Genomic DNA, 26,581 nt, shown 5'->3' on the forward strand with positions numbered 1-26,581 from the left:
CACAGGAACATCCATGACGCACGACCCTTCGCAATCGGCCTGGTACAAGCAAATCTGGGCCTGGTTCGTCATCGCCATTCTGGCCTTTGCCGTGTTCATCGGCATCGGCCTGCTGCTGGTGGCAACCATGAACCCGGACAGCCTGGTGCGCGACAACTACTACAGCGAAGGCAAGGCGATCAATCTCACGCTGGACCGCGATCACCATGCGCGTGATATGGGCATCGCCGCCAGCTTCATGGTGGACTCGGTAACCGGCGATATCAGCCTGCAGCTGGAGGGCGACCTGCCCGCCCTGCCGCGCAGTCTGACGCTGGACCTGATCTCCCCTGCTCACGCCTCCCGCGATCGCTCGGTGACGCTGCGGCAGATCAGCGGCAACACCTACACCGGCCAGCTGGAGAAGCAGATCGAAGGTCGTCGCTATATCGAGCTGAGCGATCCGGACAAGCCCGGTGAAGGCGGCTGGCGTCTGACCGGTGAGCTGCACCTGGGCGGCAACCAGCGGTACCAGTTGAGCGCCCACTGATTCGCGCATGACCCAACCCACCCCCTGCTATCACTGCGGCGAACCGGTTCCGGCCGGTGCGCCCTGGACGGTTGAGCTGCTCGGCGCACCGCGCGCCATGTGCTGCCCGGGTTGCCAGGCTGTGGCCGAGGCAATCAGCAGCGCGGGTCTGGAATCCTACTATCAGCATCGAACCGAACCCTCGGCCAATCCAGAAGCACTGCCCCAGGCACTGCAAGACGAGCTGGAGCTGTATGACCGTGACGATGTCCAACAACGTTTCTCTCGCAGCGAAGGCGAAGGCCAGCAGGCCACCCTGCTGATCGAAGGCATCAGCTGCGCCGCCTGTTGCTGGTTGATCGAACGCCACCTGCGCGCGCAACCCGGCGTGCAGGAAGCCAGTCTCAATATGGGCAATCAGCGCCTCAGCCTGACCTGGAGCCCCCAGCAGACCAAGCTGTCCGCGCTGCTCACCAGCCTGCGCCGCATCGGCTACAACGCTCACCCCTACGAGCCGGACAAGGCCTCGGAGCAGATCGCCGACGAGAACCGCCGCTACCTGCGCCGCCTCGGCCTGGCCGGGCTGATGTTCATGCAGGTGATGATGGCAACCATGGCGCTGTCCAGCGAGTTTGATCAGGACATGACCGAGGGCATGGCCCATCTGCTGCGCTGGGCCAGTCTGCTGATGACCACGCCGGTAGTGTTCTACAGCTGCGCCCCCTTCTTTCAGGGCGCCCTGCGCGACCTGCGCAACCGCCGCCTGAGCATGGACGTGTCGGTCTCGCTGGCCATCGGCGGTGCCTATCTGGCCGGTATCTACGCCACCCTGATCGGCCAGGGCGAGGTGTACTTCGACTCGGTCACCATGTTTGCCCTGTTTCTGCTCGCCGGTCGCTACCTGGAGCGCCGAGCGCGGCAGCGCACGGTGGAAAGCACCGCCAGACTGGTCAACCTGCTGCCACCCAGCGCCCTGCGTATCGAGGCCGATGGCTCGCGCCAGCGCATCATGCTGGAGGAGCTGCGCTGCGGCGATCTGGTCGAAGTCAAACCTGGCGAAAGCATCCCGGCTGACGGGCTGATCGCCAGCGGCAGCAGCAGCGTTGACGAATCAGCGCTGTCCGGTGAGTACCTGCCGATCGCCAAGCAGCCTGGCGATCGCGTCACCGCCGGCACCCTGAACGTCGAAGGCCCACTACAACTGCGCATCGAGGCGCTGGGCGAGGAGACCCGCCTGTCCGCCATTGTCCGCCTGCTCGAGCGAGCCCAGTCCGACAAACCCCGGCTGGGCCGCCTGGCTGACGACGTAGCGCAGTACTTTTTGCTCACGGTGCTGCTGGCCGCCGTGGTCGTCGGCGGTGCCTGGTGGTGGGCCGCCGATGCCCACACCGCCTTCTGGATTGTGCTGGCAATGCTGGTCGCCACCTGTCCCTGCGCCCTGTCGCTGGCCACACCGACCGCGCTCACGACCGCCACCGGCAGTCTGCACCGCCTGGGTCTGCTGGTTACCCGCGGGCATGTGCTCGAAGGCCTGCCGCAGATGCAGACGGTGATCCTCGACAAGACCGGCACCCTGACCGAAGGCCGCATGACGCTGGAACAGATCCAGCCCTTTGCCGGCGTCAGCAGCGATCAGGCCCTGCGCTGGGCACAGATGCTCGAAAGCCACTCCGAGCACCCCATCGCCCGCGCCTTTGGCCGCACCAGCGCCCAGGCCGAGGCCTCCCATAACCAGCCAGGCATGGGCCTGGAGGGTGTCTGCGATGGCCAGCGCCTGCGCATCGGCAAGGCGGAGTATGCGATGGACCTGAGCCAGCAACCGCTGCCCACGCGCCCCACCGGCGACGGTCAGTGGCTGCTGCTGGCCGGCGACCAGGGCCCGTTGGCCTGGTTTGGCCTCAACGACCGCCTGCGTACCGACGCCGCCGAGTTGATCCGCGGCCTCAAGCAGCGTGGCCTTGACGTCGTCCTGCTGTCTGGCGACCACCAGAACGTGGTGGACCGGGTCGCCGCTGAACTGCAGATCGACCAGGCCATCGGCAACGCCAGCCCCGACGACAAGCTGGCCTACGTGCAGCAACGCCAGCGCGCCGGCGAAAAAGTGCTGATGATGGGCGACGGCGTCAATGACGTACCGGTCCTGGCCAGCGCCGACATCTCGATCGCCATGGGCAATGCCTCGGATCTGGCCAAGACCAGCGCCGACGCGGTGCTGCTCGGCAGCCGACTCGGCGCCCTGCTGCAGGCCATCGGCATCGCCAAACGCACCCGTGCGATCATGATCGAAAACCTGGGTTGGGCAACCCTGTATAATGTCGCCGTTCTGCCGCTGGCAGCGCTTGGCATGATCACCCCGGCCCTGGCCGCCCTGGGCATGTCAGTCAGTTCACTGCTGGTGGTGCTCAACGCCTTGCGCCTGACCCGCATCCGCCAGCCTGCGCAGGCCGCCTTGCCAGCTGCTCAACCGGAGCCGAGCCCATGACCGTTCTCTACATTCTCGTGCCCATCGCCATTGTGCTGGTCATCATTGCCATCTGCCTGTTCAACTGGGCGGTCAACAACGGCCAGTACGAAGACCTCGACAGTCCCGCGCACAGCATTCTGTTTGATGAAGACGACCCGGCGCACCTCGCCGCGCAGCAGCGTGACGAAGCGCCCGCCGACGATGCAAGCGACAGCGAGCAACCACCCCGTTCATGAATGACCTGCTCCCCCAACTGCTGACCGCGCTGGCCTTGGGCCTGCTCGGCGGCGGACACTGCATTGGCATGTGCGGCGGCCTGATGGGCGCCCTGACCATGGCCATCCCGCCGGAACGCCGCCATGGCTGGCCGCTATGGCGCCTGTTGCTGTCCTATAACGCAGGGCGTATCGCCAGCTACAGCGCCGCCGGCGCATTGCTTGGCAGCCTCGGCTGGGCTCTGCAGGGCATGGGGCTGGGCGTGGTGCTGCGCAGCATCGCCGGCCTCTTGATGATTGCCATGGGGCTGTATCTGGCCAACTGGTGGGCCGGGCTGACCCGCATTGAACAGCTGGGTCGGGGACTGTGGAAACATATCGAACCGCACGCCCGCGCCCTGCTGCCGGTGCAGCGGCCCGGCCAGGCCCTGCTGCTGGGTGCGCTCTGGGGCTGGCTACCCTGCGGCCTGGTGTACAGCACGCTGATCTGGGCCAGCAGCCACGGCAGCGCAGGCCATTCCGCCCTGTTGATGCTGTTCTTCGGTCTCGGTACCCTGCCGACATTGCTGGCCACCGGGGCTGCTGCCGAACGCCTGACCGCCCTGCTGCGCCGCCGCAGCCTGCGCGTCAGCGCCGCGCTGGTGATTATCCTGTTTGGACTCTGGACCTTGCCCGGCCCGCATCAACACTGGCTGATGCAGCATTTGAGCTTGCCATCGCAGGCACATCACGGGCATGAATGAATACCTGTTGCAATACTCCCAGGCGTGGCGGCGATGCCATGCTTGAGGTAGGCTTTGCTGATCGAACAACGGAGCTGTGACCGTCATGACCGATGCAATCAAACTCAAGTCGCTGCCCGAAGCGCACTGCAAGGACTGCAGCCTGGCCACCATGTGCCTGCCGCTGGCACTGCAAGACCAGGAGCTCGATACGCTGGACAGCATCGTCAAGCGTGGCCGGCCGCTGCGCAAGGGCGAGATGCTGTTCCGTCAGGGCGACCCCTTTGACTCGCTCTATGCTCTGCGCTCGGGCACCATCAAGACCTTTACCGTTGACGACGCAGGTGTAGAGCAGATTACCGGCTTCCACCTGGCCAGCGAGCTGATCGGTCTGTCCGGCATGGACGGCGAGCGGCAGCCGGTCTCGGCGGTCGCGCTGGAAACCACCTCCGTGTGCGAAATCCCCTTCGAGCGCCTGGACGACCTGACCGCCACCATGCCGTCGCTGCGTCGTCAGGTCATGCGCCTGATGAGCCGCGAAATCCGTGACGACCAGCAGATGATGATGCTGCTGTCGAAAAAGACCGCCGATGAACGCATTGCCACGCTGCTGATCAACCTGTCTGCCCGTTTCCGCGCCCGCGGCTATTCCGCCCGTTCCTTCCGCCTGGCCATGTCACGCAACGACATTGGCAACTATCTGGGCCTGGCGGTCGAAACCGTCTCGCGCGTGTTCACCCGCTTCCAGCAGCAGGGGCTGATCGCCGCCGACGGCAAGGAAGTAGAAATCACCAACCACGGCGAGCTTTGTGCGCTGGCCGGTGGCCAACTTGACTGACCCGGCACCCGCTGATGATCTTTGACGAATACGCTATCAAATCGCTGATTCGCCCGGTACCGGGCTTTCCGAAGGAAGGTGTGACCTTCCGCGACATCACCCCGCTGTTTCAGTCACCCAAGGCCCTGCGCATGGTGGCAGACAGCCTGATCCAGCGCTATATCGACAGCCCGGTCACGCATATCGGCGCCATTGATGCCCGCGGCTTTCTGATCGGCTCGATTCTCGCCTATGAACTCAATCGCCCGCTGGTGCTGTTCCGCAAGGCCGGCAAGCTGCCCGCCGATACGCTCAGTGCCAACTACCAGACCGAGTATGGCGAGGCGACGCTGCAGATGCACCGCGACGCCCTGAGCGGTGGTGAGCAGGTGCTGCTGCTGGACGACTTGATCGCCACCGGCGGCACCTTCCTGGCCGCGGCCAGCCTGGTACGCCAGAGCGGTGCCGATGTCTATGAGGCTGCGGCTATCATCGACCTGCCGGACCTGGGCGGCTCGCAACAGATGCAGGACACCGGCATCCCGACTTACACGCTCTGCGCCTTTGCCGAAAGCGAGCGTTGATTCCCGCGGCCTGCCTCGCAGGCCGTAACCTTTCTCAAGACTCCCATGAACCAGACACTCGAGCTCAACACGCCCTGGCGCGCGCGCCTTGCCGCCCGCCTGGAACACCCGCGCTTTCAGTACACCATCACCGCCCTGATCCTTATCAATGCCGTCGTCCTTGGTCTGGAGACAGCGCCCTCGATCATGCTGCGCTGGGGCGGCCTATTGCGGCTGCTCGACCAGTTGATCCTGACCTGTTTTGTGGTCGAGATTGCCCTGCGCTTTGTCGCCCATGGCTGGCGTCTGCTGCGCGACCCGTGGGGGGTGTTCGATACCTTGGTGGTGGCGATCGCACTGGTGCCTGCCAGCGGCCCACTGGCGGTACTGCGCGCCCTGCGCGTGCTGCGGGTACTGCGCCTGGTGTCCATCGTGCCGAGCATGCGCGTGGTCGTGCAGTCACTGCTGGCCTCGCTGCCCGGCATGGGTAGTATCGTCGCCCTGCTGGGTCTGATCTTCTATGTTGCCGCGGTCATTGCGACGCAGCTGTTCGGCGAGCAGTTTCCGGAGTGGTTCGGCACCCTGGGCGCCAGCCTGTACACCCTGTTCCAGGTGATGACGCTGGAGAGTTGGTCGATGGGCATTGTCCGCCCGGTGATGGAGACCTATCCCTACGCCTGGCTGTATTTTGTGCCTTTCATCCTGATTGCCACCTTCATGATGCTGAACCTGTTTATCGCCGTCATCGTCGATGCCATTCAGCATCAACGCGATGCGCTGGAACCGGTGCAGGAGCCAGTGGAAGACCCTCAGCAACTGCTGCTGGCCGAAGTAAAGGCCCTGCGCAGCGAACTGGCTGAGCTGCGTCAACGTTTGCCGGACCAGGACTCTGGACCTGACCAGGCAGCTTGCATATCATCAAGCCGCGAACAATAACAAAAGGCTGTCACCGGGACGCACTGAGGCAGCCAGCGCGTAGAGGATTCCACGCATGAGCAACACGCTGCCGCCCGATACACGGCTATTGCTGATTGATGACCACCAGATCTACCTCGACGGCCTGAGCCTGACCCTCAGCTCGTTGTGTGAAGGCGTCCAGCTCGACCACGCCCACAACGCCGCCGAGGCGCTCCAGCAAGTGAGCGAACATCCCTATGACCTGATCCTGCTGGACCTGCAATTGCCGGACAGCAGCGGTCTGGCGCTACTGCAAAAGTTACGCGCCGCCGACGCCATGGCGCCCATCGCCATCCTCACCGCCAGCAACAGCCCCAGCGATCTGGATGCCGCCCTGCAGCTGGGCGCGGCCGGCTTCATCAGCAAAACCGCAGACGGCGCAACCTTGCTGCAGGCAGTCACTCAGTTGCTGTATGGCGCGCAGGTGGTGATCAGTGATGAGAATCGCCCGCTGGATCGGCAAAGCAGTGCCCGGGAAGTGGGTATAACGCCGCGTCAGCTGGAAATTCTCGACCTGCTCGCCGAGGGGCTGCCCAACAAACTCATCTGCCAGCGCCTGTCGCTCTCCGAAGATACGGTCAAAACCCACCTCAAGGCGCTGTTTTCGTCACTGGAGAGCCACAACCGCACCGAGTGCGTCAATCATGCGCGCAAGCTGGGGCTGGTGAGCTTCTGACAGGCGCCGGTCAATCAGCGGGGGCCGCGCTCGGCGCCTGCGCCAGCAACTGTTGCACGGTGCGTCGCAGGCGCGCAGGCAACACCGGCTTGTAGAGCAACTGGATATCAGCCAGGCGGAGCGCCTCGGTCAGCTCCTCCGAGGTATCTGCGGTCACCAGGGCTGCGGGGCCGGCGTAGTCGCCGCGCTCGCGCAGGTGGCGAATCAGCTCCAGGCCGTTGAGTTCACCCTCCAGGCGGAAGTCGCTCAACAGAATATCGACAGCGACCGTGCGCAGCCCCACCAATGCCTCATCGGCACTGGCAAATGCCCAGACAATACAGCCCCAGCTGGACAACAAGGTCTGCATGGCTTCGCGGCTGACGCGGTCGTTCTCGATCAGCGCGACCTGGCCGCGCAACTGCGGCAGCGCCGCGTTCACCGCTTCCTGCGGCTCTATCTGCCACTCGCCCACCGGCGCTTCAAACCAGAAGCGGGCACCCTCGCCAACCCGTGACCACAGGCCCGAAGGATAGGCCAGCAAGTGCAGTATCTGCCGGCAGATACTCAGACCCAACCCCACTCCCTTGTCCAGGGTACGCGCCGGATTACGCAACTGGGTAAACTCCTCGAAGATACGCTCCTGATCAGCCTCGGCCAGCCCGCAGCCGTTATCGACCACGGCAATCCGCAAGCGCGCCTCAACCCGTACCACCTCAATGCGCACCAGACTCGCCTCGGCATGAATCAACGCATTGTTCAGGTAGTTACGCAGCAGCCGCTCCAGCAGCAGCGGATCACTTTGCACCGCCAGGTGCGCCGGGCACTCAATCTCCAGACGTATGCCCCGGCGCCGGGCGTAGGTTTCCAGGCTGGCCACCAGCCGCTCAAGCCAGGGCCGCAGGTTGAAGGAGCGGGTTTGCGGACGGACCATGCCGACACTCAAGCGCGAGATATCCAGCAACGAATTCAGCATCGCCTGCAATAACTGGGTCGAGTCGGTCAGACGTTCCACGGTGCGCCGCGCTTCGCCCTCCAGCACCTGATCCTGCAGGTGCTGGATAAACAGCAGCATGGCATGCAAAGGCTGGCGCAGGTCATGGCTGGCGGTCGCCAGAAAGTGGGTCTTGCTCTGGCTTTCGCGCTCGGCACGGCGTCGTGCCGCTTCCAGCAACTGCTCGTTAACAAAGCTCTGCCGCTGCAGGTACTCGTAGATATAGGCGCCCAGCGAGCCCATCAGGGCAAAGCTGCTCAGAAAAATGCCGTCGGATATGACCCGTGCTGGCTCACTGCCAGAGAGCTGGGCGGCAGCCAGATAGCTCAGCACAATCGCCCAGGAACCGATCACCGCGTGGCGCATGGGCAGCGCCAACAGGAAGAACCCCGACAGCAATACCAGATAGAGGCCATCGTGCGTCACACGGATGGGCACCTCAGCCAGCCGCGCAACGGTAATCACCATCACCACCATCAGGCCGGAGCAGCAATAAGCCAGTGTCGATACCGCAAAGGCCCGCGCCGGCCTTACCCGGCCGGGCCGGTTGCCGTACCAGATGGCCAAGCACACCAGCACCAGCGCCACCGCTCGAATACTCAAGGTATAACGCGCCACCTCAGGCGGCAGGTAAAGATGGTCAAGCCACATGAACAGCAGCATGAACAGGACGGATGAGGCCGCTACGACCACCACACGTCCCGCCATCTTTACATGCAGGTAGTGCTGAAAGGCCTGCTCCAGCGGGCCGCTGAAGCGCAGCCTTGCAAAGCCGCGCTGTTGCGCCAGCAGCGCAGGTTCATCAATGCCGACGGCGGCAGAGGCAGTAATCGAGGTCATGCAGATCAGGGCCCGTTGTTGTTATCAGTGTGGCCAATATATCGAGACGTTATATAGCACATCGTCTACGACGTTAAATAATTTAAAAACAATGCGTTACCAGCACAAACTCTGGCTATGCTTGAGAATAGGACGCTAACTGACAGGACGTAACTGCATGTCTGCCAACCTCCTCACTCATCCAACGCAACACAGCTCGTCGTCACCCGCTCCCTCCGCAGAGCCCAGTCGCTACCTCTGTCAGCAACAACTCCTGCCGGTCATGCAGTACCTCCAGCTCGACTGCCCGCAGCTGCAGCAACTGCTGGTCGGCACGCTGCTGTGCATGTCCGCGCTGCCAGCGCCCCAACGCGCAGCCGAGGCCATCGGCCCCTTTGGTATCCCGCCGAGACTGCACACGCTGATCTGGGACGACTACCTCGCCTACCAGCCCGACCTGGCCAGCAAGGTTCGAGGCCTGGCCAGCCAGCACTGCTTCCTGACCGACCCGCATGCCGAGCTGGGTTACAACCTCGGCTACGCCGCAGCCATTGCCTGGCTGATCTACCAGCGCCAGCACATGCTCCCCGGCGAGCAAAGCGATCTGGCTAGCCTAGCGCGAATCTGGGAAGCCTCCTACCCCCATAGGGGTGGCCACGCCGAGGACTTCCAGCGCGCCTGGCTTGCCTGACCCGTCGCAGGCCAATGAGGCCTGATCAGACAGCCGCGCCGGGGGCGTTGACGCAACAGGCACGCACGCCAAAGGACGGCCGACTCTGGCACCTGAACCCCATCAATGGCGCACCATCAAGCAACCCGATACCGGCTTGACCCTTGCCTGGCACTGGCGCATTGTCGGCGGCACAGTCGTCGGCCGACGGCCCTGACCAGAGGACAACAACAATGCCCCAGACTTCCGACATCAATCGCCAGATACTGCTGGAATCCCGCCCGATTGGCGCCCCTACCCAAGCCAACTTCCGCATGGTGGAAACACCTGTCCCCGCCGTGAGTGCCGGGCAAATGCTGCTGCGCAACCGCTGGATGTCGCTTGACCCCTACATGCGTGGACGCATGAGTGACGCCAAGTCCTACGCCGACCCGGTACCGGTTGGTGGCGTAATGACCTGCGGCACCGTCAGCGAAGTGGTCAGCTCAGAACTGGAAGGCTACGCTCCGGGCGACCTGGTCATGTGCTTTGCCTCCGGCTGGCAGGATTACACCCTCTCCGATGGCAGCATGGTATTTCGCCTGGACCGCAACATGCCCGAGCCCTCACAGGCCCTGGGCGTGCTCGGCATGCCCGGCTTCACCGGCTACATGGGCTTGACCGATATCGGCCAACCCAAGGTCGGCGAAACCGTGGTTGTCGGTGCAGCAACCGGCCCGGTCGGCACCGTCGTCGGCCAGGTCGCCAAGATTCTGGGCTGTCAGGTGGTCGGCATCGCCGGCGGCTCAGAGAAGTGCGAGTACGCCGTGAAGGAGCTGGGGTTTGACGCCTGCATCGACCACAAGGACCCGGCCATGGCCGAGAAACTGGCCGCAGCCTGCCCCAAGGGCATCGACGTGTACTTTGAGAACGTCGGCGGCAAGGTGTTCGACGCGGTCATGCCGCTGCTCAACGCCCACGCCCGCATCCCCCTGTGCGGCCTGATTGCCCAGTACAACGCCACCAGCCTGCCAGAGGGCCCCGATCGCCTGCCGCAGCTGATGCGCCTGATACTCAGCCAGCGTATCCGCATGCAGGGCTTTATCATCTTCGACAACTACGGCCACTGCTATCCCGAGTTCCTGAAGACCATGACGCCCTGGGTGGCCGAGGGCAAGGTGCGGGTGAAAGAAGACCGTGTAGAAGGACTGGAAAACGCCCCCGATGCCTTTATCGGCCTGCTCGAAGGGAAAAACTTCGGCAAGCTGGTGGTCAAGATCGCCGACTGATCTGTCAGCCGGTTCAGCTGGCGCCCGTCAACCGGCGGGCGCTCACTCCCACTCCCGGTTAGCCAGATAGCACGTTACCCGCGCGCGTTGAGCCTCGGTCAGGTGCAGGCCCAACTTGCTGCGGCGCCACAATAGCGTATCGGCATCCTCGGTCCACTCGCGCTCGCGCAGATAACGAATCTCGCGCTCGGTCAGCCCGGCGCCAAAGTCCTCCCCCATATCCTCGGCACAGGTCATCCCGCGCAGGAACACGCGACACAGCGTGCCGTAACTGCGCGCATAGCGCGTGCGCTGCGCCTCGGTAAGCCAGGGGTAGGTCTGCGCCAGTTCCGCCTGCAATGCCGCCTGCGTGTCGAAGTCTCCGCCGGCCAGCGCATGCTCGGCCGTCCAGGCTGGGCCTACCGCCGGAAACCAGCGCTGCAGGCGGTCCAGCGCCTGCTCGGCCAGCTGTCGATAGGTCGTCAGCTTGCCGCCAAACACGGCCAGCAGCGGCGCCTGCCCCGGCTCGGCGTCCAGGGTCAGGCTGTAATCACGGCTGACCTCTGCCGCGTTCGCCGTGGCGCTGCTGATCAACGGGCGCACCCCGGCAAACCGATGCACAATGTCCGACGCGCGCAACTGCCGCTTGAAGTGCGCGTTGACCACCTCCAGCAGGTAGTCGATCTCGGCCTGTTCCGGCTCCACCGACGCCGGATCACCCTGAAAGTCCACATCGGTGGTACCAATCAGCGAGAAGACGCCTTCGTAGGGCAGTACAAAGACAATCCGCTGGTCCTCGTTCTGCAGGATGTAAGCCTCACTGCCGCGGTGCAGCTGTGGCACCACGATATGGCTGCCCTTGACCAAACGCACGCCATGCGGCGAGCGGGCATTGACCACCCGCTCCATCACCCGCGCCGCCCAGGGACCAGCGGCATTGACCAGCGCCCGCGCCAGCACGGTGCGGCGCTCACCTGCCGCGCTTTCCAGCTCCACCTCCCACAGATCATTGCGGCGCCGCGCCGCGATGCAGCGGGTACGCAGACAGATCTCGGCGCCCAGGCTGGCCGCTTGCACCGCATTGAGCGCCACCAGCCTCGCATCGTCAGCCCAGCAATCGGAATACTCGAATGCGTAGTCGATGATCGGGTTAAGCACGCCCTGGCCGTTCAGCGCCTTGCCGGAGGAACCGGGCAGACTGGTGCGCCGATGCAGATGGTCATACAAAAACAGGCCGGCGCGCAGCATCCAGCGCGGGCGCAGGTGCGGACGATGCGGCAACACAAAGCGCAGCGGCCAGATCAGATGCGGTGCCTTGGCCATCAACACCTCGCGCTCACCCAGTGCAGCGCGCACCAGGCCAAACTCGTAATGCTCCAGATAACGCAAACCACCGTGCACCAGCTTGCTGCTGGCCGAGGAGGTATGTGCGGCCAGATCGTGCTGCTCACACAACAGCACCGACAGACCGCGGCCGGCCGCATCATTGGCAATGCCTGCACCATTGATACCGCCGCCAATCACCAGTAGATCCAGCACCGCCATGGGCGTAGATTGGCGTCGTCGTTCCTCTGGGTGTGGCGAGAGCATGCAAGGTCCTTTTATCAGCGGTGCCTGGGCGCCCAAGGTGCGCCATGGCAACAACCCGTGGCGACCGGCGCTATCTGTTGTACAACGCCACGCAGCCAGCAGCAAGCTGGCGAGCGTGACCAGCCGCACAGAGCTTGGCCGATGAGCGCCTGCGGTTTAACCTTGCAGCATCACCCGGCACAGATGACAACATGACGCCCGCAACCAAACTGCTCGACAAGGCCAAGGTGGCCTACCAGCTGCACCGCTACACCCACGACCCGCAGGCTGAATCCTACGGCAGCGAAGCCGCCGACAAGCTCGGGCTGGAGCACCGACGCGTGTTCAAGACCCTGCTGGCCGCCAGCGAAACCGGTGAGCTGCTGGTTGCGGTGGTTCCCGTCTCGGACAAGCTGAACCTCAAGGCACTGGCCAGCGCCGCCAAGGTAAAGAAAACCGCCATGGCCGATCCGGCGGCCGCCCAGCGCAGCACCGGCTATCTGCTCGGCGGCATCAGCCCACTCGGCCAGAAGAAACGCCTGCGTACCTTTATTGATAGCAGCGCCGCAGACTGGGACAGTATTTTTGTCAGCGGCGGCCGGCGCGGGCTGGAAATCGAACTCAACGCCAGCGACCTGCAGGCCCAGACCAACGCTCAGCTATGCGAGCTGTGCCGCGACTGAACCCTACTCACAAGCATCCGACCAGGACACCAACATGGCCAAGCCGATCCTCGCCATAGACCAGGGCACCACCAGCAGCCGCGCCATTCTGTTTGCCGCCGATGGCAGCCCGCAGCACAGCGCCCAGCAGGAGTTTGCCCAGCACTTCCCGGCAGACGGCTGGGTCGAGCACGACGGCGAAGACATCTGGCAATCCACCCTCGCCGTCTGTCGTGAGGTCCTCGACAAGGCCGGCATCAGCGCCAGCGAGGTGGCCGGCATCGGCATTACCAATCAGCGCGAAACCACCTTGCTGTGGGATGCCGAGAGCGGCGAACTGCTGCACCACGCCATCGTCTGGCAGGATCGCCGCACAGCGGATTTCTGCGCCCGCCTCAAGGCAGACGGCCACGAGACACTGATCAGCGAGCGCACCGGCCTGCTGATTGACCCCTACTTTTCCGCTACCAAACTGCGCTGGCTGCTCGATGAAGTGCCCGACGCCCGAGCCCGCGCCGAACGGGGCGAGCTGCGCTTCGGCACTGTCGACTGCTTCCTGCTCTGGCGTCTGACCGGCGGCCAGGTACACCGCACCGACGCCACCAACGCCTCACGCACCATGCTGTTCAACATCCACACCCAGCAGTGGGATGAGGAGCTGCTGTCGCTGCTCGACATTCCGGCCAGTCTGTTGCCCGAGGTGATGGACAGCGCCGCCGACTTTGGCCAGACAGACGCCAGCGTGCTGGGTGCCAGTGTGCCCGTGTGCGGTATCGCCGGCGACCAGCAGGCCGCACTGATCGGCCAGGCGTGTTTCAGCCCCGGCATGGTCAAAAGCACCTACGGCACCGGCTGCTTTATGGTGATGAATACCGGCGACACGCCAATCCGCTCGCAGAACCGCCTGCTGACCACCGTTGGCTATCGCCTGAAAGGCCAGACCACCTATGCCCTGGAGGGCAGCATTTTTGTGGCCGGCGCCGCCATCCAGTGGCTGCGCGACGGCCTCAAGCTGATCCAGCACGCCGGCGAGACCGAAGCCCTGGCACGCCAGGCCGGCGACCACAACGGCGTCTACCTGGTACCCGCCTTTACCGGCCTCGGCGCGCCCTACTGGGACCCGGCCGCGCGCGGCGCCATCTTCGGCCTGACCCGCGACACCGGGATCGCCCAGATCGTTGCTGCCGGTCTGCAATCAGTCTGCTTCCAGACCCGCGATCTGCTTGACGCCATGCAAGCCGACGGCGCCCAGAACACTGCCGCCCTGCGTGTGGACGGCGGCATGGTGATCAACAACTGGGTCGTGCAGGAGCTGGCCAACATCCTCGGCGTCACCGTCGATCGCCCCCAGGTCACCGAAACAACCGCCCTGGGCGCCGCCTACCTGGCCGGCCTGCAACTTGGCATCTTCAAGAACCTGGACGACATCGCCAGCCACTGGGCCTGCGAACGCACCTTCACCCCGGTGATGGCCGAAGAACAGCGCAGCGCGCTGTACGAAGGCTGGCTGGACGCAATCCGGCGGGTGCGGGAGTAAGCAGCACTGAATTCCCGCCTTCGCCGAAATGACGGATATGTGCATACCCGCCCCTCTGAATCCCCCACACCCGGTCATCCCCGCGAAGGCGGGGATCCAGATCGACGTCAGAGACAGCACTGAGCGCCCGCCTGCGCGGGAATGACGGTGGCGTGTTGGCGCCACGCTGGGTTAACCAGAAAAACGTGGCGCACCCAGGCTCATGGACGCTGCCTGCGCACCCACACCGCCAATGACGGCATCGAGTACCGTTAATCCAGCCCGAGCATCCCGCGCAGTGTGGACAGCTCCTCAGCCAGGACGGTGACCGGCCCGACCAATGCACGGCGATCGCGTTCGCTGACCTTGTCGTAGGTCTGGAAGCCTTTGCTGGCGTCGCCTTGGCTCAGGTGGTAGTTGGCCAAGGTGTCATCAAGCGCAGCAAAGTTGCTTTCGATACGCGCAACAAAGGCCGGATCGTCCTGCTCGACCAACGGTTTGACCAGCTCAAAGATTTTCTTGGAGCCATCCAGGTTGCCCTGAAAATCCCACAGGTCGGTATGGCTGTAGCGATCTTCCTCACCGGAGACCTTGGTCGCAGCCACTTCTTCCATCAGCGCGGCAGCGCCACCGACCACCGCTTCCGGCGGGAAGGTCAGCCCCTGCACGCGCTGCTCCAGGTCATTCACATCGACCATCAGGCGCTCGGCATAGGCATCCAGGCCCTCGGTGCTGCGCTCATGGAACAGGCCGTACTCCAGCCGGTGAAAACCGGTAAAGGTCGGATCCTGCACGCCATTCTCGTAATCGTCTTCACGGGCGTCGATGCTCGCATCCAGATCGGCGAACAGCTCGGCAATAGGCTCGATGCGCTCGTAGTAGACACGGCTGGGCGCGTACAGCGCCTGCGCGCGCGCAAGGTCACCGGCCTTGACTGCCTCGGTAAAGGCGCGGGTGTGCTCGGTAAACTGCTCAAGATTGTCGAGCACATAGAGTTTGTAGTCGGTAATAGGCGCTACCAGCGCCTGCGGCGCGACGGCGGCCTGGGCCTGCAGCGCGCCCAGACTCAACGCGGCGGCAAGCAGAACACGACGGGAAATCAGCATCTTGGTCTCCTGAAAGGTCGGATAAATATCAGTCACGCTTCACGGATTGCATCGGCAGCAGCCAGCATGCCGCTACCCAGAAAATCGCCAGCCTGCACACCCGGCAGGGTAAAGAAGTAACCGCCGCCTACCGGCTTGATGTACTCCTCCAGCGGCTCGCCATCCAGACGCTGCTGCACGGTGATGAACCCCGCCTGCAGATCCGCCTGATAGGCAATAAACAGCAGGCCCATATCCAGCTGACCGTTGGCTTCGACGCCATTGGAGTAGTTGAACGGACGGCGCAGGATCAGGTTGCGCTCACTGCCGTGGGTGCGCGGGTTGGCCAGGCGGATATGCGAGTCCAGCGGCGTCACGCTGCCGTCCGGGTCACCGGCATACTGCGGCAGGTCATGCTCGACACCGCCGTGCATTGGCGAGCCGCTGTCGCGACGCCGGCCGAAGATCGCCTCCTGCTCCTGCAGTGGCGTACGATCCCAGCGCTCGACAAAGTTGCGGATCAGGCGCACCGCCTGATAGCTGCCGTTGTGCGCCCAGGCCGGCTCAGCGTTATTGCGGCCGACCCAGACCAGTTGCTGCATCAGCGTGCGATCGTCCGCTGGCGGGTTGGCGGTACCATCGCGAAAGCCGAGAAAATTGCGCGCGCTCTCGGTCTGACCGTCCGGGCGCGGGGCCATGACCGGCACACTGCCCTCCTGCTTCCAGCGCACCATCAACAGACCGGGGGTGTTCTTGATGATGTCGCGCAGCGCGTGAATGGTGGTGCCTTCGCTGTTGGCGCAGAACTGCAGCGAGATATCGCCGTGGCAACGCGCTGCGTCCAGCGCGTCATTCGGGAAGGCCGTCATACGCTCCAGGTGCCGCGGCTTGACCTCAGCCAGGCCAAAGCGTTCATCAAACAGCGAAGCGCCAACCGACAGCGTAATGGTCAGACCGTCCGGGTCGATGGTCGGGCCAAGAATGCCGGAGTCGACCGGTGGATAGCGCGGGTCGCGCTGCTCGTAGCTGCCACCCCGGGTGAGAAAGTCAATCCGCTCACTCAGAATACGCAGCAACTGCTCCAATCCGGCGCGATCGCGCGCCAGTACGTCAAAGGCCACCAGCATGCCCACCGCCGGGCGCGGTGTGGTGATGCCCTGCTGATGAGCACCGTGCCAGGGATAGGCTTGACCAGTGGTTGCGCTGGTCGGTGCATCGGCTACCTCGGCAGTGCGCGCCGGCTGACTCGCCAGCGCGCCACCGCTCAGACCCGCAGCCGCAATACCGGCACCGGCGGCGCCAAGCCCCTGCAGAAAACGTCGACGATCCAGCCCGGCGAACGGGCAACCCTGGGATGAAGTGTCATGCTTACTCATGCAATGCAATCCTAATTGGCCGCTGCAAGCAGCGGGTTGACGTTGGCCAGCTGCGCCGCCAGCGCTTCGGTCAGCGGCAGTACGCTTGGCGCACTGCCCTCAGACATCTGTGCAGCCAGGGCCTGATTGGCCTCGGCCAGTTGCGCCGCCTGCTCCGGGTGCGCCTGTTGCAGCACGGGAACCACCAGACTCACGACCTTGTCCACGCCCTGCTGCAGACTCATCAGGTCAGCCAGCGCCAGCTCACTCAGCTGGGCCTGCCCCTGCTGCTGGTCATGCCAGGCCTGCAGCACGCGACCGGCACCGCGAGCCAGCTGCGGCGCGGGCACGCCCTCAGCGCGCAGGCGCTCGCGCAACTCAGCCACATCGTGATTAAGCTGCTCGGCTACCGGCCGCAATCCATCGAGGCTTTGCTGTTCGAACAATCCGTAAGCCAGACGCTGAAACCCCATGAACTCAGGGTCCTGTTCGCGCTGGGCGAAGTAGTCGGCGCGGGCGTTGAGACGCTGATCCAGATCGCTGAACAGGCCAACGGCCAGGGCCATCTGCTGATCCACCGTACGCGCCGCCCGATAGGCCTGCTGAGCGGCGCTCAGGTCACCGGCCGCAATCTGCTGCTGCAGCTGTTCAGCCGCCTTTGCCAGGGCGCGCCCACGTAGCGTGAGATACACCTGGTATTCGGCCAGCGGCCCGATCAGCGCGCGGGCGGACACTTCCGTCACGCGCTCACTGCCATCGCCCTCGGTGACCGTCAGCGTGCCTTGGGGGTTGCTCAGCAGGCCGCAGGTCATCGCGTACTCACCGGGCGTCAGTTGTGCACTCAGCTGTTGCCGCATGCCCGGCGCAATGTTCTCGCGCTCCTCCAGCACCATCACACCATCGAGAATCTCCCACTCGATAGCCCGCTCCGAGCCGTTGATGACGGTAAATCGCCGCTTACCCGCCGGCACCGAAATGGCATTGGGCACGCACCCTTTGGCGGTAACCGTCACCTCGGTACTGTCGGCGTACGGTGTGGCAGACTTGCCGCCCAGCGAGACATAGAACAGCGCCAGCGCACCCAGCATCAGCAACGCGGCCGCGACCAGGCCGGCCCGCAGGGCCAGACGGCTGGGCGCAGAAACAGGAGAATCAGTCATCAGAAGACACTCGCAAGCAGTTGAAAAACAGACCTGAGCCAATCAGCCCCGAGCTGCAGAGGGCCCAGGCAGTGCCTGAGCAGGCGGCCAGAAGAAAGCGCACAGCGCCAGGGCCAAGTACCCGAGGTAGGCCACCAGCTCACTCACGCTGGGCGCCGGGTAATAGCCAAAGATGCCGGCAAACAGGCTGCCCAGCGCGGTATCCAGCGGTAGCCAGTCACTCAGATCAAAGACCACCGCCTGAGCGTGGTTCCACAGTCCCGCCTCGTGCAGCGCCCGCACCGAGCCGGCAAACAGCCCGGCGGCCACCAGCAGAATGAACAGCCCGGTCAGGCGGAAGAAGTACTTGAGGTTCAAGCGCAGGCTGCCGCGGTAGAAGGCCCAGCCCACCAGCGCCGCGCAGAGCACGCCGAGGAGCGCGCCCAGCGGCGCGCCATGGCTCTGACTTTGCTGGAATACCGCCAGCAAGAAGAAGATCGACTCCAGCCCCTCACGGGCTACCGCCAGAAATACCATGCCGATCAGCGCCCAGGTGTGCTGGCGGCCCTGGGCAAACGCCTGATCCAGCGCCCCGGTCAGCTCGCCACGCAACCCTTGGGCGGCGCGACGCATCCAGAACACCATCCAGGTCAGCATCGCCACAGCAACAAAGCCCACCAGGGCCTCAAACAGCTCCTGCCGGCGTTGCGGAAACTCGGCACTGACAAACTGCAAGCCCGCACCAGCCAGCAACGCCAGACTGACCGCCAGGAAAATGCCGATCCACACCAGCGGCATCCAGCTCGCGCGCCCCGTCTGGCGCAGGTAGGTCGCAATGATGCCAACGATCAGCGCCGCCTCGAGGCCTTCGCGCAGCATGATAAGAAAGGGGATGAACATGAATGAAGTCGCAGATGAGAATTGATACGCAACAATGATACATGTAACAAAATATGTAACAAGCAGCAAAACCGTATCCGATATGGAAACACTGATTTCTCATCTGACACTGCAAGGGAGGCATACAGTAGTAGGGGGACAAAGCCGCAGGCGTGTCCGCCGGTCGGCCTCAATGCTGACATCGATGGTTTGAGCGGGTGGACTAGGGCAGCGTAGTCCACCAGAGCCACACCGCAGCACCCTGTCCCGCGGACACGCCTACGGCTTTGTCCGCCCTACCCGCCCAAGCGTCGACTCGAGGACTAACCGAGCAGCCCGGAGAACGGCAGATAGCGCACCAGGTCGCCCGCCGCAAAGGTCTGACCTGCCGGGACGCACAGCAGCCCGGTGGCCTGGCTGGCGCTGCTGAGCACGCCGGAGCTTTGATTGCCGGCCAGCTGCACCGCGCCCTGCTCCACTCGCGCACGCAGATACTCATCGCGACTGCCAGCCCGGTTCCAGGCGCAACCGGCGGGCAGCTCAAACTGGGCGGGGGCGGTCTCGAGCGCTCCCAGGCGGGTCAGCAGGTACGGGCGCACCAGCAACAAAAAGGTGACCAAGGTTGCCGCCGGGTTACCCGGCAAACCGAGCACGGGCGTGTCGGCGTAAGCCGCCAGGGTAAAAGGCTTGCCCGGCTTGATCGCCAGCTTCCACAGATCCACAGCGCCGCCCTCGCGCAGCGCCTGTCCCAGGCAATCTGCCTCGCCAACCGAGACGCCACCGGAGGTGATAATCACATCGGCCTGTGCACTCAGCTCGCGCAGGCGCGCGTGGGTAGCAGCCAGGTCATCCGGCAGGATGCCGGCATCCAGCACGGTCTGGCCCAGGCCCTTGAGCAGCCCGATCAGGGTGAAGCGATTGCTGTTGTAGATCTGCCCCGGCGCCAACGCCTCGCCCGGCTCCACCAGCTCATTACCGGTCGACACCACCGCCACCCGCAGCGGCTGACGCACCGATACCTCGGCCAAACCGACCGAGGCGATTACACCCAGCTCTTGCGGGCGCAGGCGCACACCGGCGGCGATCACCTGCGCGCCCGCCACAATATCCTGTCCGCGCCGACGCACGTTCTGGCCGGGCACAACAGGCGCCTGCAACTGCGCCACCTCTCCCTGCTGCGCCACGTTTTCCTGCATCTGCACCGCATCGGCACCGGCCGGCAGTGGCGCGCCGGTAAAGATGCGCGCACAGGTCCCCGCCTGCAGCCGCCGCGGCGCCATGCCCGCCATAATCCGCTGACTGACCGGCAAGCCACTCGCCATGGCCGCAGCCAGATCGCTGCTGGCCAAGGCATAGCCGTCCATCGCGCTGTTGTCCCAGGGCGGCACGTCCGCCGCAGCGACTACCGGCTCGGCCAGAACACAGCCCAACGCATCTGCCAGCGGCACCTTGGCGACGGCCGTCGGCGGGTGCTCGGCCGCACTCGCCAGCAAGCGCTCAAGGGCAGTGGCGACCGGCATCAGACTCATGCGCGACGACCACACTGCTCGGCCATGCCCAGGTGCTGCACAAAGTTGCAGGGGCGTGTGCGGCTGTCCAGTTGCGGCTCCAGAATACGCGTCCAGGCGGTACGACAGGCGTTGGTCGAGCCCGGCATGCAGGCCACCAGCGTGCGGTTGGCCAGGCCCGCCAGCGCGCGGGACTGAATGGTCGACGTGCCGATATCTTCTACCGACACCTGACGGAACAGCTCGCCAAAGCCTTCCACCTGCTTGTCCAACAACGGGGCAATCGCCTCGGGCGTGCTGTCGCGACCAGTGAAGCCGGTCCCACCGGTAACCAGCACCACCTCGATCTCGGGGTCGGCAATCCAGGCCGACACCACCGCCCGGATACGATACAGGTCGTCAGGATAAAGTTGCCGATCAGCCAGGTGATGACCGGCGGCCTGCAGGCTATCAGCCAGCAACTGCCCGGAGGTGTCGGACTCCAGCGTACGGGTGTCACTGACGGTGAGCACGGCGATGTTCAGAGGGCAAAAGGGGGCGTCGGGCTTGCTGCTCATGGGGTGGAATCCTTGTCGAAGATAAAATCAGGCAGGCGCGACCCGTGTCATTGTTCGCTGCTTGCCGCGCTGTTATAACACAGGGCAACCTTGCACGGAGTCCTGTCATGCCCAACCCGATCAACCTCAGCGCACTAGTGCTGGCCGGCGGCCAAGGCAGCCGGCTGGGCGGTATCGACAAGGGGTTGATGGTCTATCATGGCGAGCCCGTGGCCGCCCATCTGAGCCGATTGCTGGCCTCGCTGAGCAATGAAGTGCTGATCAGCTGTAACCGTAACGCCGACCAGTACCAACAGTGGGCCGACCGGCTGGTCAGCGACCCGCAACCCGACTACCCCGGTCCGCTGCTGGGCATTCTCAGCGCACTGCGGGTCGCGCGCGGCAGCCATCTACTGGTCGTGCCCTGCGACATGCCGCGACTGGACGCGCCGCTACTGCGAGCGCTGGTCGCGCTGACCTGCGAGCACCCCGAGCGGCCCATCGCGCTGCAGAGCGCAGAACAGTTGCAGCCGCTGATCTGCATATTGCCGCGCAGCCTGCTCAACACGCTGGAGCAGGCCTGGCAAGCCGGCCAGCGCAGCCCGTATCGCTGGCTTATCGAACAGCAGGCAGTTACCCTGACCATTGCCGCAGACGACCCGCGCCTGCTCAACGCCAACACCCGCAGCCAATGGCACACCCACCTTAAACGCCACAGCCCCCACCAACGGCGCTAACGTCCAGGCCAACCGGTGGGCAAACCTGCGGCCTGCCCACCCTACAAAGGGCCGCACCAGCCGTAGGGTGGCCTAAGCGAAGCGTGTCCACCATCAGCGCCACAGCCCCACCACCAGCGGTGGAGTCGCCCTGCACACCCGCTAACTCCGCGAAAAACGGCAATTTTTTTCGATTGCCTCTTGTGCGAAAAGCTCTTTTAGGTAAAATGCCGCCCACAACGGAGCGTAGCGCAGCCTGGTAGCGCGTCTCGTTCGGGACGAGAAGGTCGCTGGTTCGATTCCAGTCGCTCCGACCAACAGCAAAACCCCTGACTCAGTGAGTCAGGGGTTTTTCTTTTTGTGCTCGCAAAAAGCAGACGACCGGGCCTTCACCCGGCCGCCCCTCCATCAGTCCAGCATCTCGCGCAACACGTGGTGCAGAATGCCGCCCGCCTTGAAGTAAGCAATCTCGTTGGCGGTATCGATCCGACACAGCACCTCAAACTCGACCACCTTGCCTTCCGGGGTGTGTGCCTTCACCTGCAGACGCTGGCCCGGCTTGAGGTTGTCGTCGATGCCCAGAATATCGATCTGCTCATGCCCATCCAGTCCCAGCTCGGCGACATTCTTGCCGTCGACAAACTGCAGCGGCAGCACGCCCATACCAACCAGATTGGAGCGATGAATCCGCTCGAAGCTTTCGGCCAGCACCGCCTTGACGCCCAACAGATTGGTGCCCTTGGCGGCCCAGTCACGGCTGGAGCCGGTGCCGTACTCCTTGCCCGCCAACACCACCAGCGGCGTACCTTCGCTCTGATAGCGCATGGCAGCATCGTAAATCGACAGGCGCTCGCCCGAGGGCACGTGGATGGTCTCACCACCCTCCTCGCCACCCAGCATGCGGTTGCGAATCCGGATGTTGGCAAAGGTACCGCGCATCATCACCTCGTGGTTGCCACGACGCGACCCGTAGGAGTTGAAGTCGTCCGGCTCAACGCCTTGCGCCTGCAGGTATTCGCCGGCTGGCGAGCTGGCGTTGATGTTGCCGGCCGGCGAGATGTGGTCGGTGGTGATGGAGTCGCCAAACACCGCCAGTACCCGCGCCTGCTCGACCGACTGCAATGGCGCCAGCGGCTGATCAATGGCTTCAAAGTACGGCGGATGCTTCACATAGGTGGAGGCATCATTCCAGGCGTAGGTCTTGCCCTCGCCCACAGCAATCGAGCGCCAATGCTCATCGCCGGTAAATACATCGGCGTAGCGGCTGCGGAACATGTCGTCCTCTACCAGCGCCACCGCATCGGCTATATCCTGATTGCTCGGCCAGATGTCCTTAAGGAACACCGGGCGATTGTCGGCATCCAGCCCCAGCGGCTCTTCGCGCAGGTTGATACGCGTATTGCCGGCCAGTGCGTACGCCACCACCAGCGGCGGCGATGCCAGCCAGTTGGCCTTGACCTGCGGATGCACCCGGCCTTCGAAGTTGCGGTTACCCGATAGCACGGCCGAGACGGCCAGGTCATGCTCGCTGACGACCTTCGACACCTCATCAGGCAGCGGTCCGGAGTTACCGATACAGGTGGTGCAGCCGTAACCCACCAGGTTGAAGCCCAGCTGGTCCAGGCTGTCGGTCAGGCCGGCCTTCTCCAGATAGTCGGTCACCACCTTGGAGCCAGGCGCCAGCGAGGATTTAACCCAGGGCTTGCGCATCAACCCGCGTTCAACGGCGTTCTTGGCCAGCAGGCCGGCGGCCATCATCACGCTGGGGTTGGAGGTGTTGGTGCAGGAGGTAATCGCAGCAATCACCACTGCGCCATGATCCAGCACGTGTTCTTCACCACCCACCGTAATCGAGGCCTGAGCGTTGGGGCCGCCCACCGCTGTGCCACCGCCGCCTTCGCCTTCCAGACGCGCCTGCTCACTGTCAGCCGGCGTCATCTGCAGCGCCAGCAGTTCTTCAAAGGCAGCCGGCACATCCGGCAGCGCGACACGATCCTGCGGACGGCGGGGGCCGGCGAGACTCGCCTCAACCTCACCCATGTCCAGGTGCAATGTGTCGGTAAACTCCGGCTCATCACCGGCCTCACGCCACAGCCCCTGGGCTTTGCAATACGCCTCTACCCGCGCAACCACCTCGTCGGGCCGGCCAGTCAGGCGCATGTAACGCAGGGTTTCGTCGTCCACCGGGAAAAAGCCGCAGGTGGCACCGTACTCCGGCGCCATATTGGCGATGGTCGCGCGGTCAGCCAGCGGCAGGTCCGCCAGGCCGTCACCGTAAAACTCGACAAACTTGCCGACCACGCCCTTGGCACGCAGCATCTGGGTCACGGTCAGCACCAGGTCAGTCGCGGTAATGCCTTCACGCATACGACCGGTCAGCTTGAAGCCGATTACCTCAGGGATCAGCATCGACACCGGCTGCCCGAGCATCGCAGCCTCGGCCTCAATGCCACCCACCCCCCAGCCCAATACACCCAGGCCGTTGATCATGGTGGTGTGCGAGTCGGTACCCACCAGCGTATCGGGCCAGGCCCACTGCTCACCGTCCACCTCAGCGGCCCAGACGGTCTGCGCCAGATATTCCAGATTGACCTGGTGACAGATACCCGTGCCCGGTGGCACCACACGGAAGTTGTTAAAGGCTTTCTGCCCCCAGCGCAAAAATTCATAGCGTTCGCCGTTGCGCTGCATTTCAATCTCCACGTTTTGCGCAAAGGCCTGGTCGCTGGCAAAGCGGTCCACCATCACCGAGTGGTCGATGACCAGATCAACCGGCGACAGCGGATTGATCTGTTCCGGATCGCCATTGGCACGGGCCACCGCATCGCGCATGGCAGCCAGGTCGACCACGGCGGGCACGCCGGTAAAGTCCTGCATCAGTACACGCGCCGGGCGGTATTGAATCTCACGGTCAGAGCGCCGCTCCTTCAGCCAGTCCGCCATCGCCTTGATGTCGTCCTGCGTCACGGTTTCGCCGTCTTCGTTGCGCAGCAGGTTTTCCAGCAGCACCTTGAGCGACTTGGGCAAGCGCTTAAGCTCCGGCAGCGTCTCTGCGGCCTGGGCCAACGAGTGGTACAGGTAGGTGCTATCACCGACGGCTAGTTGCGCGCGGGACTTCAGGCTGTCTTTCACGGACATATCTCCTCCTAATGTCGAGCACTGGCCACGTTTGTGGTTGCTATAATGGTTCGGTGCCAGCACATGTATTTGGTCCTGAGAGCCGCAATGTCTGTCTGCGCTCTGTGTTCGGAAGACCATAGTGCGCCAAAAATGTTCATGCGGACTATAAAGACACAGTGTTCTGTGACCGATACACCAAGCATAGACAATCCGGCACCCCTGCCAATCCGGCGATCGTGCCGAGAGTCACTCAGTAGAGAATCCGAACATGCGCAACAACCAGCCCGTCACTCAACGAGAACGCACCTTTCCCGAGACCCAGCGGCTGATCTCCACCACCAACCTCAAAGGCATCATCACTTACTGCAATGACGCTTTTGTGGACGTCAGTGGCTTCACCCGGGAAGAGTTGATCGGTAGCCCGCACAATATGGTGCGCCACCCCGACACACCGGCTGCGGTCTTCGCTCACATGTGGGCCGACCTCAAGCGCGGGCGCGCCTGGATGGGCATCGTCAAAAACCGCTGCAACAACGGTGACCACTACTGGGTCAATGCGTTTGTCACACCGATTTATGAAAACGGTCAGGTTCAGGGCTACGAGTCGGTACGGGTGCGCACCACACCCGGCCAGGTGCAACGGGCCGAAGCCTTGTACCAACGGCTGAACAGTGGCCGCAAGGCGGTTACGGCCGACTGGGCTGGCATGGCCCTGACTATCGTCCCCAGCGCACTGATGCTGGCTATCGGCGCTGCCGCAGGTGCGGCGCTGGGCTGGAGCGGCGTTGCGCTGGCGGCCGTGCTGGGTATTCCGGCCGGTCTTGGCCTCAAGGCACTGCTCGACAAGCGCCTTGAGCGCATCATCGGAGCCGCCGAGAGCACCATTACCGACCCGTTGCTGGCGCAGATGTATACGCCCTATCAAGGTGCGTTGGGACAGATCGAAATGGCCATCCACAGCCAGCAGGCGCGCCTGCAAACCTGTCTGACTCGCCTGGCCGACAGTGCCGAGCGGCTCAAGCAACAAGCCAGCGAGGCCAGCCAGCTGGCCAGTCAGAGCAGTCAGGGCCTGGCGCAGCAACGCGCCGAGACCGATCAGGTCGCTGCAGCGATCAACCAGATGGCCGCCGCCACCCAGGAAGTCTCAGGCAACGTGCAAAGCACCGCCGACGCCACCCACGAGGCCAGCGACTTGTCATTGCACGGCAAAACGGTCGCTACCCGCGCGCGGCAAGCGATGGAAAGCCTGTCCGGCGCCGTAAACTCAGCCACCACCATTACCAACCAACTCGCCAACGACGCCCGCGAAATCGGCAGCGTCGTCGATGTGATCAAGGGCATCGCCGAACAGACCAACCTGCTGGCTCTCAACGCCGCCATCGAAGCAGCCCGCGCCGGCGAACAGGGGCGTGGTTTTGCCGTGGTCGCGGACGAGGTGCGCGCCCTTGCCAGCCGCACCGCCGAGTCGACCGAGCAAATTCATAATCTGATTGCCAACCTGCAGCAAGCCGCACAAAGCACGGTAGACAGCATGCGCTCGGGCAACGAGCAGGCCGAACGCGGCGTACAACAGGTCAGCGAGGCGGACGACGCACTAGAGGGCATTCGCCAGGCCATCGAACGTATCAACGAAATGGCCAGCCAGATTGCCAGCGCAGCGGAAGAGCAAAGTAGCGTGGCCGAAGAAATCAACCGCAACGTCAGCAACATCGCCAGTCTGGCCGACAGCACCTCCAGCGATGCCCAGCGCAGCGCTGCACTGAGCAACGAGCTGACGGCCACCGCCGAGGCGCAGGTCAATCTGGTGGAGCGCTTTAACCGGCGCTAAGCACCTGTTCACGATACGCTACGCCTCGCAGAGGCGT

Annotated in this window: 23 protein-coding genes and 1 tRNA gene; 15 read left to right on the forward strand and 9 right to left on the reverse strand. The window is 64.0% G+C overall.

Annotated elements, in window-relative coordinates:
- The first annotated feature begins 13 nt into the window (after positions 1 to 13).
- From CNQ84_RS06670 to CNQ84_RS06705, 8 genes are all read left to right on the forward strand, one after another.
- Positions 14 to 529 carry a FixH family protein gene (locus tag CNQ84_RS06670; protein ID WP_165771237.1) on the forward strand — a complete coding sequence of 172 codons (516 nt, stop codon included), beginning with the start codon at positions 14 to 16 and terminating at the stop codon, positions 527 to 529.
- A 7-nt stretch (positions 530 to 536) separates the two neighbouring features.
- Entirely contained in the window at positions 537 to 2,990 is a 2,454-nt protein-coding gene (locus CNQ84_RS06675; protein ID WP_096004131.1) for a heavy metal translocating P-type ATPase, read from the forward strand.
- Positions 2,987 to 3,208 carry a cbb3-type cytochrome oxidase assembly protein CcoS gene (ccoS, locus tag CNQ84_RS06680; protein ID WP_096004132.1) on the forward strand — a complete coding sequence of 74 codons (222 nt, stop codon included), beginning with the start codon at positions 2,987 to 2,989 and terminating at the stop codon, positions 3,206 to 3,208. The genes CNQ84_RS06675 and ccoS overlap by 4 nt, the downstream gene beginning before the upstream one ends.
- Positions 3,205 to 3,930 (forward strand): sulfite exporter TauE/SafE family protein, encoded by a 726-nt coding sequence (locus tag CNQ84_RS06685; protein ID WP_096004133.1) that lies wholly within the window; start codon positions 3,205 to 3,207, stop codon positions 3,928 to 3,930. The genes ccoS and CNQ84_RS06685 overlap by 4 nt, the downstream gene beginning before the upstream one ends.
- Before the next feature lie 85 nt (positions 3,931 to 4,015).
- Positions 4,016 to 4,747 (forward strand): fumarate/nitrate reduction transcriptional regulator Fnr, encoded by a 732-nt coding sequence (gene fnr, locus CNQ84_RS06690; RefSeq protein WP_096004134.1) that lies wholly within the window; start codon positions 4,016 to 4,018, stop codon positions 4,745 to 4,747.
- Positions 4,748 to 4,761: 14 nt separating this feature from the next.
- Complete coding sequence (locus CNQ84_RS06695; protein WP_096004135.1) at positions 4,762 to 5,310, forward strand: adenine phosphoribosyltransferase; 549 nt, start codon at positions 4,762 to 4,764, stop codon at positions 5,308 to 5,310.
- A gap of 45 nt (positions 5,311 to 5,355) precedes the next feature.
- Entirely contained in the window at positions 5,356 to 6,225 is an 870-nt protein-coding gene (locus CNQ84_RS06700; protein ID WP_096004136.1) for an ion transporter, read from the forward strand.
- A 55-nt stretch (positions 6,226 to 6,280) separates the two neighbouring features.
- On the forward strand, positions 6,281 to 6,922 hold the full coding sequence (locus tag CNQ84_RS06705) for a response regulator (protein ID WP_096004137.1): 642 nt from the start codon (positions 6,281 to 6,283) through the stop codon (positions 6,920 to 6,922).
- A 10-nt stretch (positions 6,923 to 6,932) separates the two neighbouring features.
- Here the strand turns inward: CNQ84_RS06705 and CNQ84_RS06710 are convergent, their stop codons facing one another.
- Entirely contained in the window at positions 6,933 to 8,735 is a 1,803-nt protein-coding gene (locus CNQ84_RS06710) for an ATP-binding response regulator (RefSeq protein ID WP_096004138.1), read from the reverse strand.
- Between the two features lie 157 nt (positions 8,736 to 8,892).
- On the opposite strand from CNQ84_RS06710, the gene CNQ84_RS06715 reads away from it, so the two are divergent.
- Both CNQ84_RS06715 and CNQ84_RS06720 read left to right on the forward strand, forming a co-directional pair.
- Positions 8,893 to 9,405 (forward strand): hypothetical protein, encoded by a 513-nt coding sequence (locus tag CNQ84_RS06715; RefSeq protein WP_133065875.1) that lies wholly within the window; start codon positions 8,893 to 8,895, stop codon positions 9,403 to 9,405.
- 212 nt (positions 9,406 to 9,617) lie between these two features.
- Complete coding sequence (locus CNQ84_RS06720; protein WP_096004140.1) at positions 9,618 to 10,652, forward strand: NADP-dependent oxidoreductase; 1,035 nt, start codon at positions 9,618 to 9,620, stop codon at positions 10,650 to 10,652.
- 42 nt (positions 10,653 to 10,694) lie between these two features.
- On the opposite strand, the gene glpD is transcribed toward CNQ84_RS06720, so the two are convergent.
- Positions 10,695 to 12,221 carry a glycerol-3-phosphate dehydrogenase gene (glpD, locus tag CNQ84_RS06725; protein WP_096004141.1) on the reverse strand — a complete coding sequence of 509 codons (1,527 nt, stop codon included), beginning with the start codon at positions 12,219 to 12,221 and terminating at the stop codon, positions 10,695 to 10,697.
- Positions 12,222 to 12,412: 191 nt separating this feature from the next.
- Here glpD and ybaK point away from each other — a divergent pair, with 191 nt between their 5' ends.
- Positions 12,413 to 12,883: a Cys-tRNA(Pro) deacylase gene (gene ybaK / locus CNQ84_RS06730; RefSeq protein ID WP_096004323.1), complete on the forward strand. Its 471-nt coding sequence runs from the start codon at positions 12,413 to 12,415 to the stop codon at positions 12,881 to 12,883.
- 34 nt (positions 12,884 to 12,917) lie between these two features.
- The gene (gene glpK / locus CNQ84_RS06735; RefSeq protein ID WP_096004142.1) at positions 12,918 to 14,399 is read left to right on the forward strand and encodes a glycerol kinase GlpK; all 1,482 of its coding nucleotides are present in this window, start codon (positions 12,918 to 12,920) and stop codon (positions 14,397 to 14,399) included.
- A gap of 251 nt (positions 14,400 to 14,650) precedes the next feature.
- Here glpK and efeO (CNQ84_RS06740) read toward each other — a convergent pair whose 3' ends face one another.
- The 6 genes from efeO (CNQ84_RS06740) to moaB all read right to left on the reverse strand — a co-directional run bounded on the left by efeO (CNQ84_RS06740) (position 14,651) and on the right by moaB (position 20,901).
- Entirely contained in the window at positions 14,651 to 15,484 is an 834-nt protein-coding gene (gene efeO / locus CNQ84_RS06740; RefSeq protein ID WP_096004324.1) for an iron uptake system protein EfeO, read from the reverse strand.
- Positions 15,485 to 15,516: 32 nt separating this feature from the next.
- Positions 15,517 to 16,839, reverse strand: a complete 1,323-nt coding sequence (efeB, locus tag CNQ84_RS06745; protein WP_096004143.1) for an iron uptake transporter deferrochelatase/peroxidase subunit — start codon at positions 16,837 to 16,839, stop codon at positions 15,517 to 15,519.
- An 11-nt stretch (positions 16,840 to 16,850) separates the two neighbouring features.
- Positions 16,851 to 17,978, reverse strand: a complete 1,128-nt coding sequence (efeO, locus tag CNQ84_RS06750; RefSeq protein ID WP_096004144.1) for an iron uptake system protein EfeO — start codon at positions 17,976 to 17,978, stop codon at positions 16,851 to 16,853.
- Between the two features lie 42 nt (positions 17,979 to 18,020).
- Entirely contained in the window at positions 18,021 to 18,857 is an 837-nt protein-coding gene (efeU, locus tag CNQ84_RS06755) for an iron uptake transporter permease EfeU (RefSeq protein WP_096004145.1), read from the reverse strand.
- Between the two features lie 302 nt (positions 18,858 to 19,159).
- Complete coding sequence (locus CNQ84_RS06760) at positions 19,160 to 20,365, reverse strand: molybdopterin molybdotransferase MoeA (RefSeq protein WP_245841268.1); 1,206 nt, start codon at positions 20,363 to 20,365, stop codon at positions 19,160 to 19,162.
- Positions 20,362 to 20,901: a molybdenum cofactor biosynthesis protein B gene (gene moaB, locus CNQ84_RS06765; protein WP_096004146.1), complete on the reverse strand. Its 540-nt coding sequence runs from the start codon at positions 20,899 to 20,901 to the stop codon at positions 20,362 to 20,364. Before moaB ends, CNQ84_RS06760 begins: the two co-directional genes overlap by 4 nt.
- A gap of 107 nt (positions 20,902 to 21,008) precedes the next feature.
- Here moaB and mobA point away from each other — a divergent pair, with 107 nt between their 5' ends.
- Positions 21,009 to 21,617, forward strand: coding sequence for a molybdenum cofactor guanylyltransferase MobA (mobA, locus tag CNQ84_RS06770; RefSeq protein WP_096004147.1), 609 nt, complete (start codon positions 21,009 to 21,011; stop codon positions 21,615 to 21,617).
- Positions 21,618 to 21,836: 219 nt separating this feature from the next.
- Positions 21,837 to 21,913 (forward strand) — tRNA-Pro (locus tag CNQ84_RS06775).
- A 91-nt stretch (positions 21,914 to 22,004) separates the two neighbouring features.
- Here CNQ84_RS06775 and acnA read toward each other — a convergent pair.
- Entirely contained in the window at positions 22,005 to 24,734 is a 2,730-nt protein-coding gene (gene acnA, locus CNQ84_RS06780) for an aconitate hydratase AcnA (protein ID WP_096004148.1), read from the reverse strand.
- 250 nt (positions 24,735 to 24,984) lie between these two features.
- Here acnA and CNQ84_RS06785 point away from each other — a divergent pair, with 250 nt between their 5' ends.
- Positions 24,985 to 26,544 (forward strand): methyl-accepting chemotaxis protein, encoded by a 1,560-nt coding sequence (locus CNQ84_RS06785; protein WP_096004149.1) that lies wholly within the window; start codon positions 24,985 to 24,987, stop codon positions 26,542 to 26,544.
- Positions 26,545 to 26,581 lie beyond the last annotated feature (37 nt).

Origin of the sequence: Pseudomonas abyssi, from assembly GCF_002307495.1 — a bacterium.
Taxonomy (GTDB): domain Bacteria; phylum Pseudomonadota; class Gammaproteobacteria; order Pseudomonadales; family Pseudomonadaceae; genus Halopseudomonas; species Halopseudomonas abyssi.

Coding starts and splice junctions, on each gene's coding strand:
- CNQ84_RS06670 (WP_165771237.1), top strand. CDS start 14: ATGACGCACGACCCTTCGCAATCGGCCTGGTACAAGCAAATCTGGGCC.
- CNQ84_RS06675 (WP_096004131.1), top strand. CDS start 537: ATGACCCAACCCACCCCCTGCTATCACTGCGGCGAACCGGTTCCGGCC.
- ccoS (WP_096004132.1), top strand. CDS start 2,987: ATGACCGTTCTCTACATTCTCGTGCCCATCGCCATTGTGCTGGTCATC.
- CNQ84_RS06685 (WP_096004133.1), top strand. CDS start 3,205: ATGAATGACCTGCTCCCCCAACTGCTGACCGCGCTGGCCTTGGGCCTG.
- fnr (WP_096004134.1), top strand. CDS start 4,016: ATGACCGATGCAATCAAACTCAAGTCGCTGCCCGAAGCGCACTGCAAG.
- CNQ84_RS06695 (WP_096004135.1), top strand. CDS start 4,762: ATGATCTTTGACGAATACGCTATCAAATCGCTGATTCGCCCGGTACCG.
- CNQ84_RS06700 (WP_096004136.1), top strand. CDS start 5,356: ATGAACCAGACACTCGAGCTCAACACGCCCTGGCGCGCGCGCCTTGCC.
- CNQ84_RS06705 (WP_096004137.1), top strand. CDS start 6,281: ATGAGCAACACGCTGCCGCCCGATACACGGCTATTGCTGATTGATGAC.
- CNQ84_RS06710 (WP_096004138.1), bottom strand. CDS start 8,735: ATGACCTCGATTACTGCCTCTGCCGCCGTCGGCATTGATGAACCTGCG.
- CNQ84_RS06715 (WP_133065875.1), top strand. CDS start 8,893: ATGTCTGCCAACCTCCTCACTCATCCAACGCAACACAGCTCGTCGTCA.
- CNQ84_RS06720 (WP_096004140.1), top strand. CDS start 9,618: ATGCCCCAGACTTCCGACATCAATCGCCAGATACTGCTGGAATCCCGC.
- glpD (WP_096004141.1), bottom strand. CDS start 12,221: ATGCTCTCGCCACACCCAGAGGAACGACGACGCCAATCTACGCCCATG.
- ybaK (WP_096004323.1), top strand. CDS start 12,413: ATGACGCCCGCAACCAAACTGCTCGACAAGGCCAAGGTGGCCTACCAG.
- glpK (WP_096004142.1), top strand. CDS start 12,918: ATGGCCAAGCCGATCCTCGCCATAGACCAGGGCACCACCAGCAGCCGC.
- efeO (WP_096004324.1), bottom strand. CDS start 15,484: ATGCTGATTTCCCGTCGTGTTCTGCTTGCCGCCGCGTTGAGTCTGGGC.
- efeB (WP_096004143.1), bottom strand. CDS start 16,839: ATGAGTAAGCATGACACTTCATCCCAGGGTTGCCCGTTCGCCGGGCTG.
- efeO (WP_096004144.1), bottom strand. CDS start 17,978: ATGACTGATTCTCCTGTTTCTGCGCCCAGCCGTCTGGCCCTGCGGGCC.
- efeU (WP_096004145.1), bottom strand. CDS start 18,857: ATGTTCATCCCCTTTCTTATCATGCTGCGCGAAGGCCTCGAGGCGGCG.
- CNQ84_RS06760 (WP_245841268.1), bottom strand. CDS start 20,365: ATGAGTCTGATGCCGGTCGCCACTGCCCTTGAGCGCTTGCTGGCGAGT.
- moaB (WP_096004146.1), bottom strand. CDS start 20,901: ATGAGCAGCAAGCCCGACGCCCCCTTTTGCCCTCTGAACATCGCCGTG.
- mobA (WP_096004147.1), top strand. CDS start 21,009: ATGCCCAACCCGATCAACCTCAGCGCACTAGTGCTGGCCGGCGGCCAA.
- acnA (WP_096004148.1), bottom strand. CDS start 24,734: ATGTCCGTGAAAGACAGCCTGAAGTCCCGCGCGCAACTAGCCGTCGGT.
- CNQ84_RS06785 (WP_096004149.1), top strand. CDS start 24,985: ATGCGCAACAACCAGCCCGTCACTCAACGAGAACGCACCTTTCCCGAG.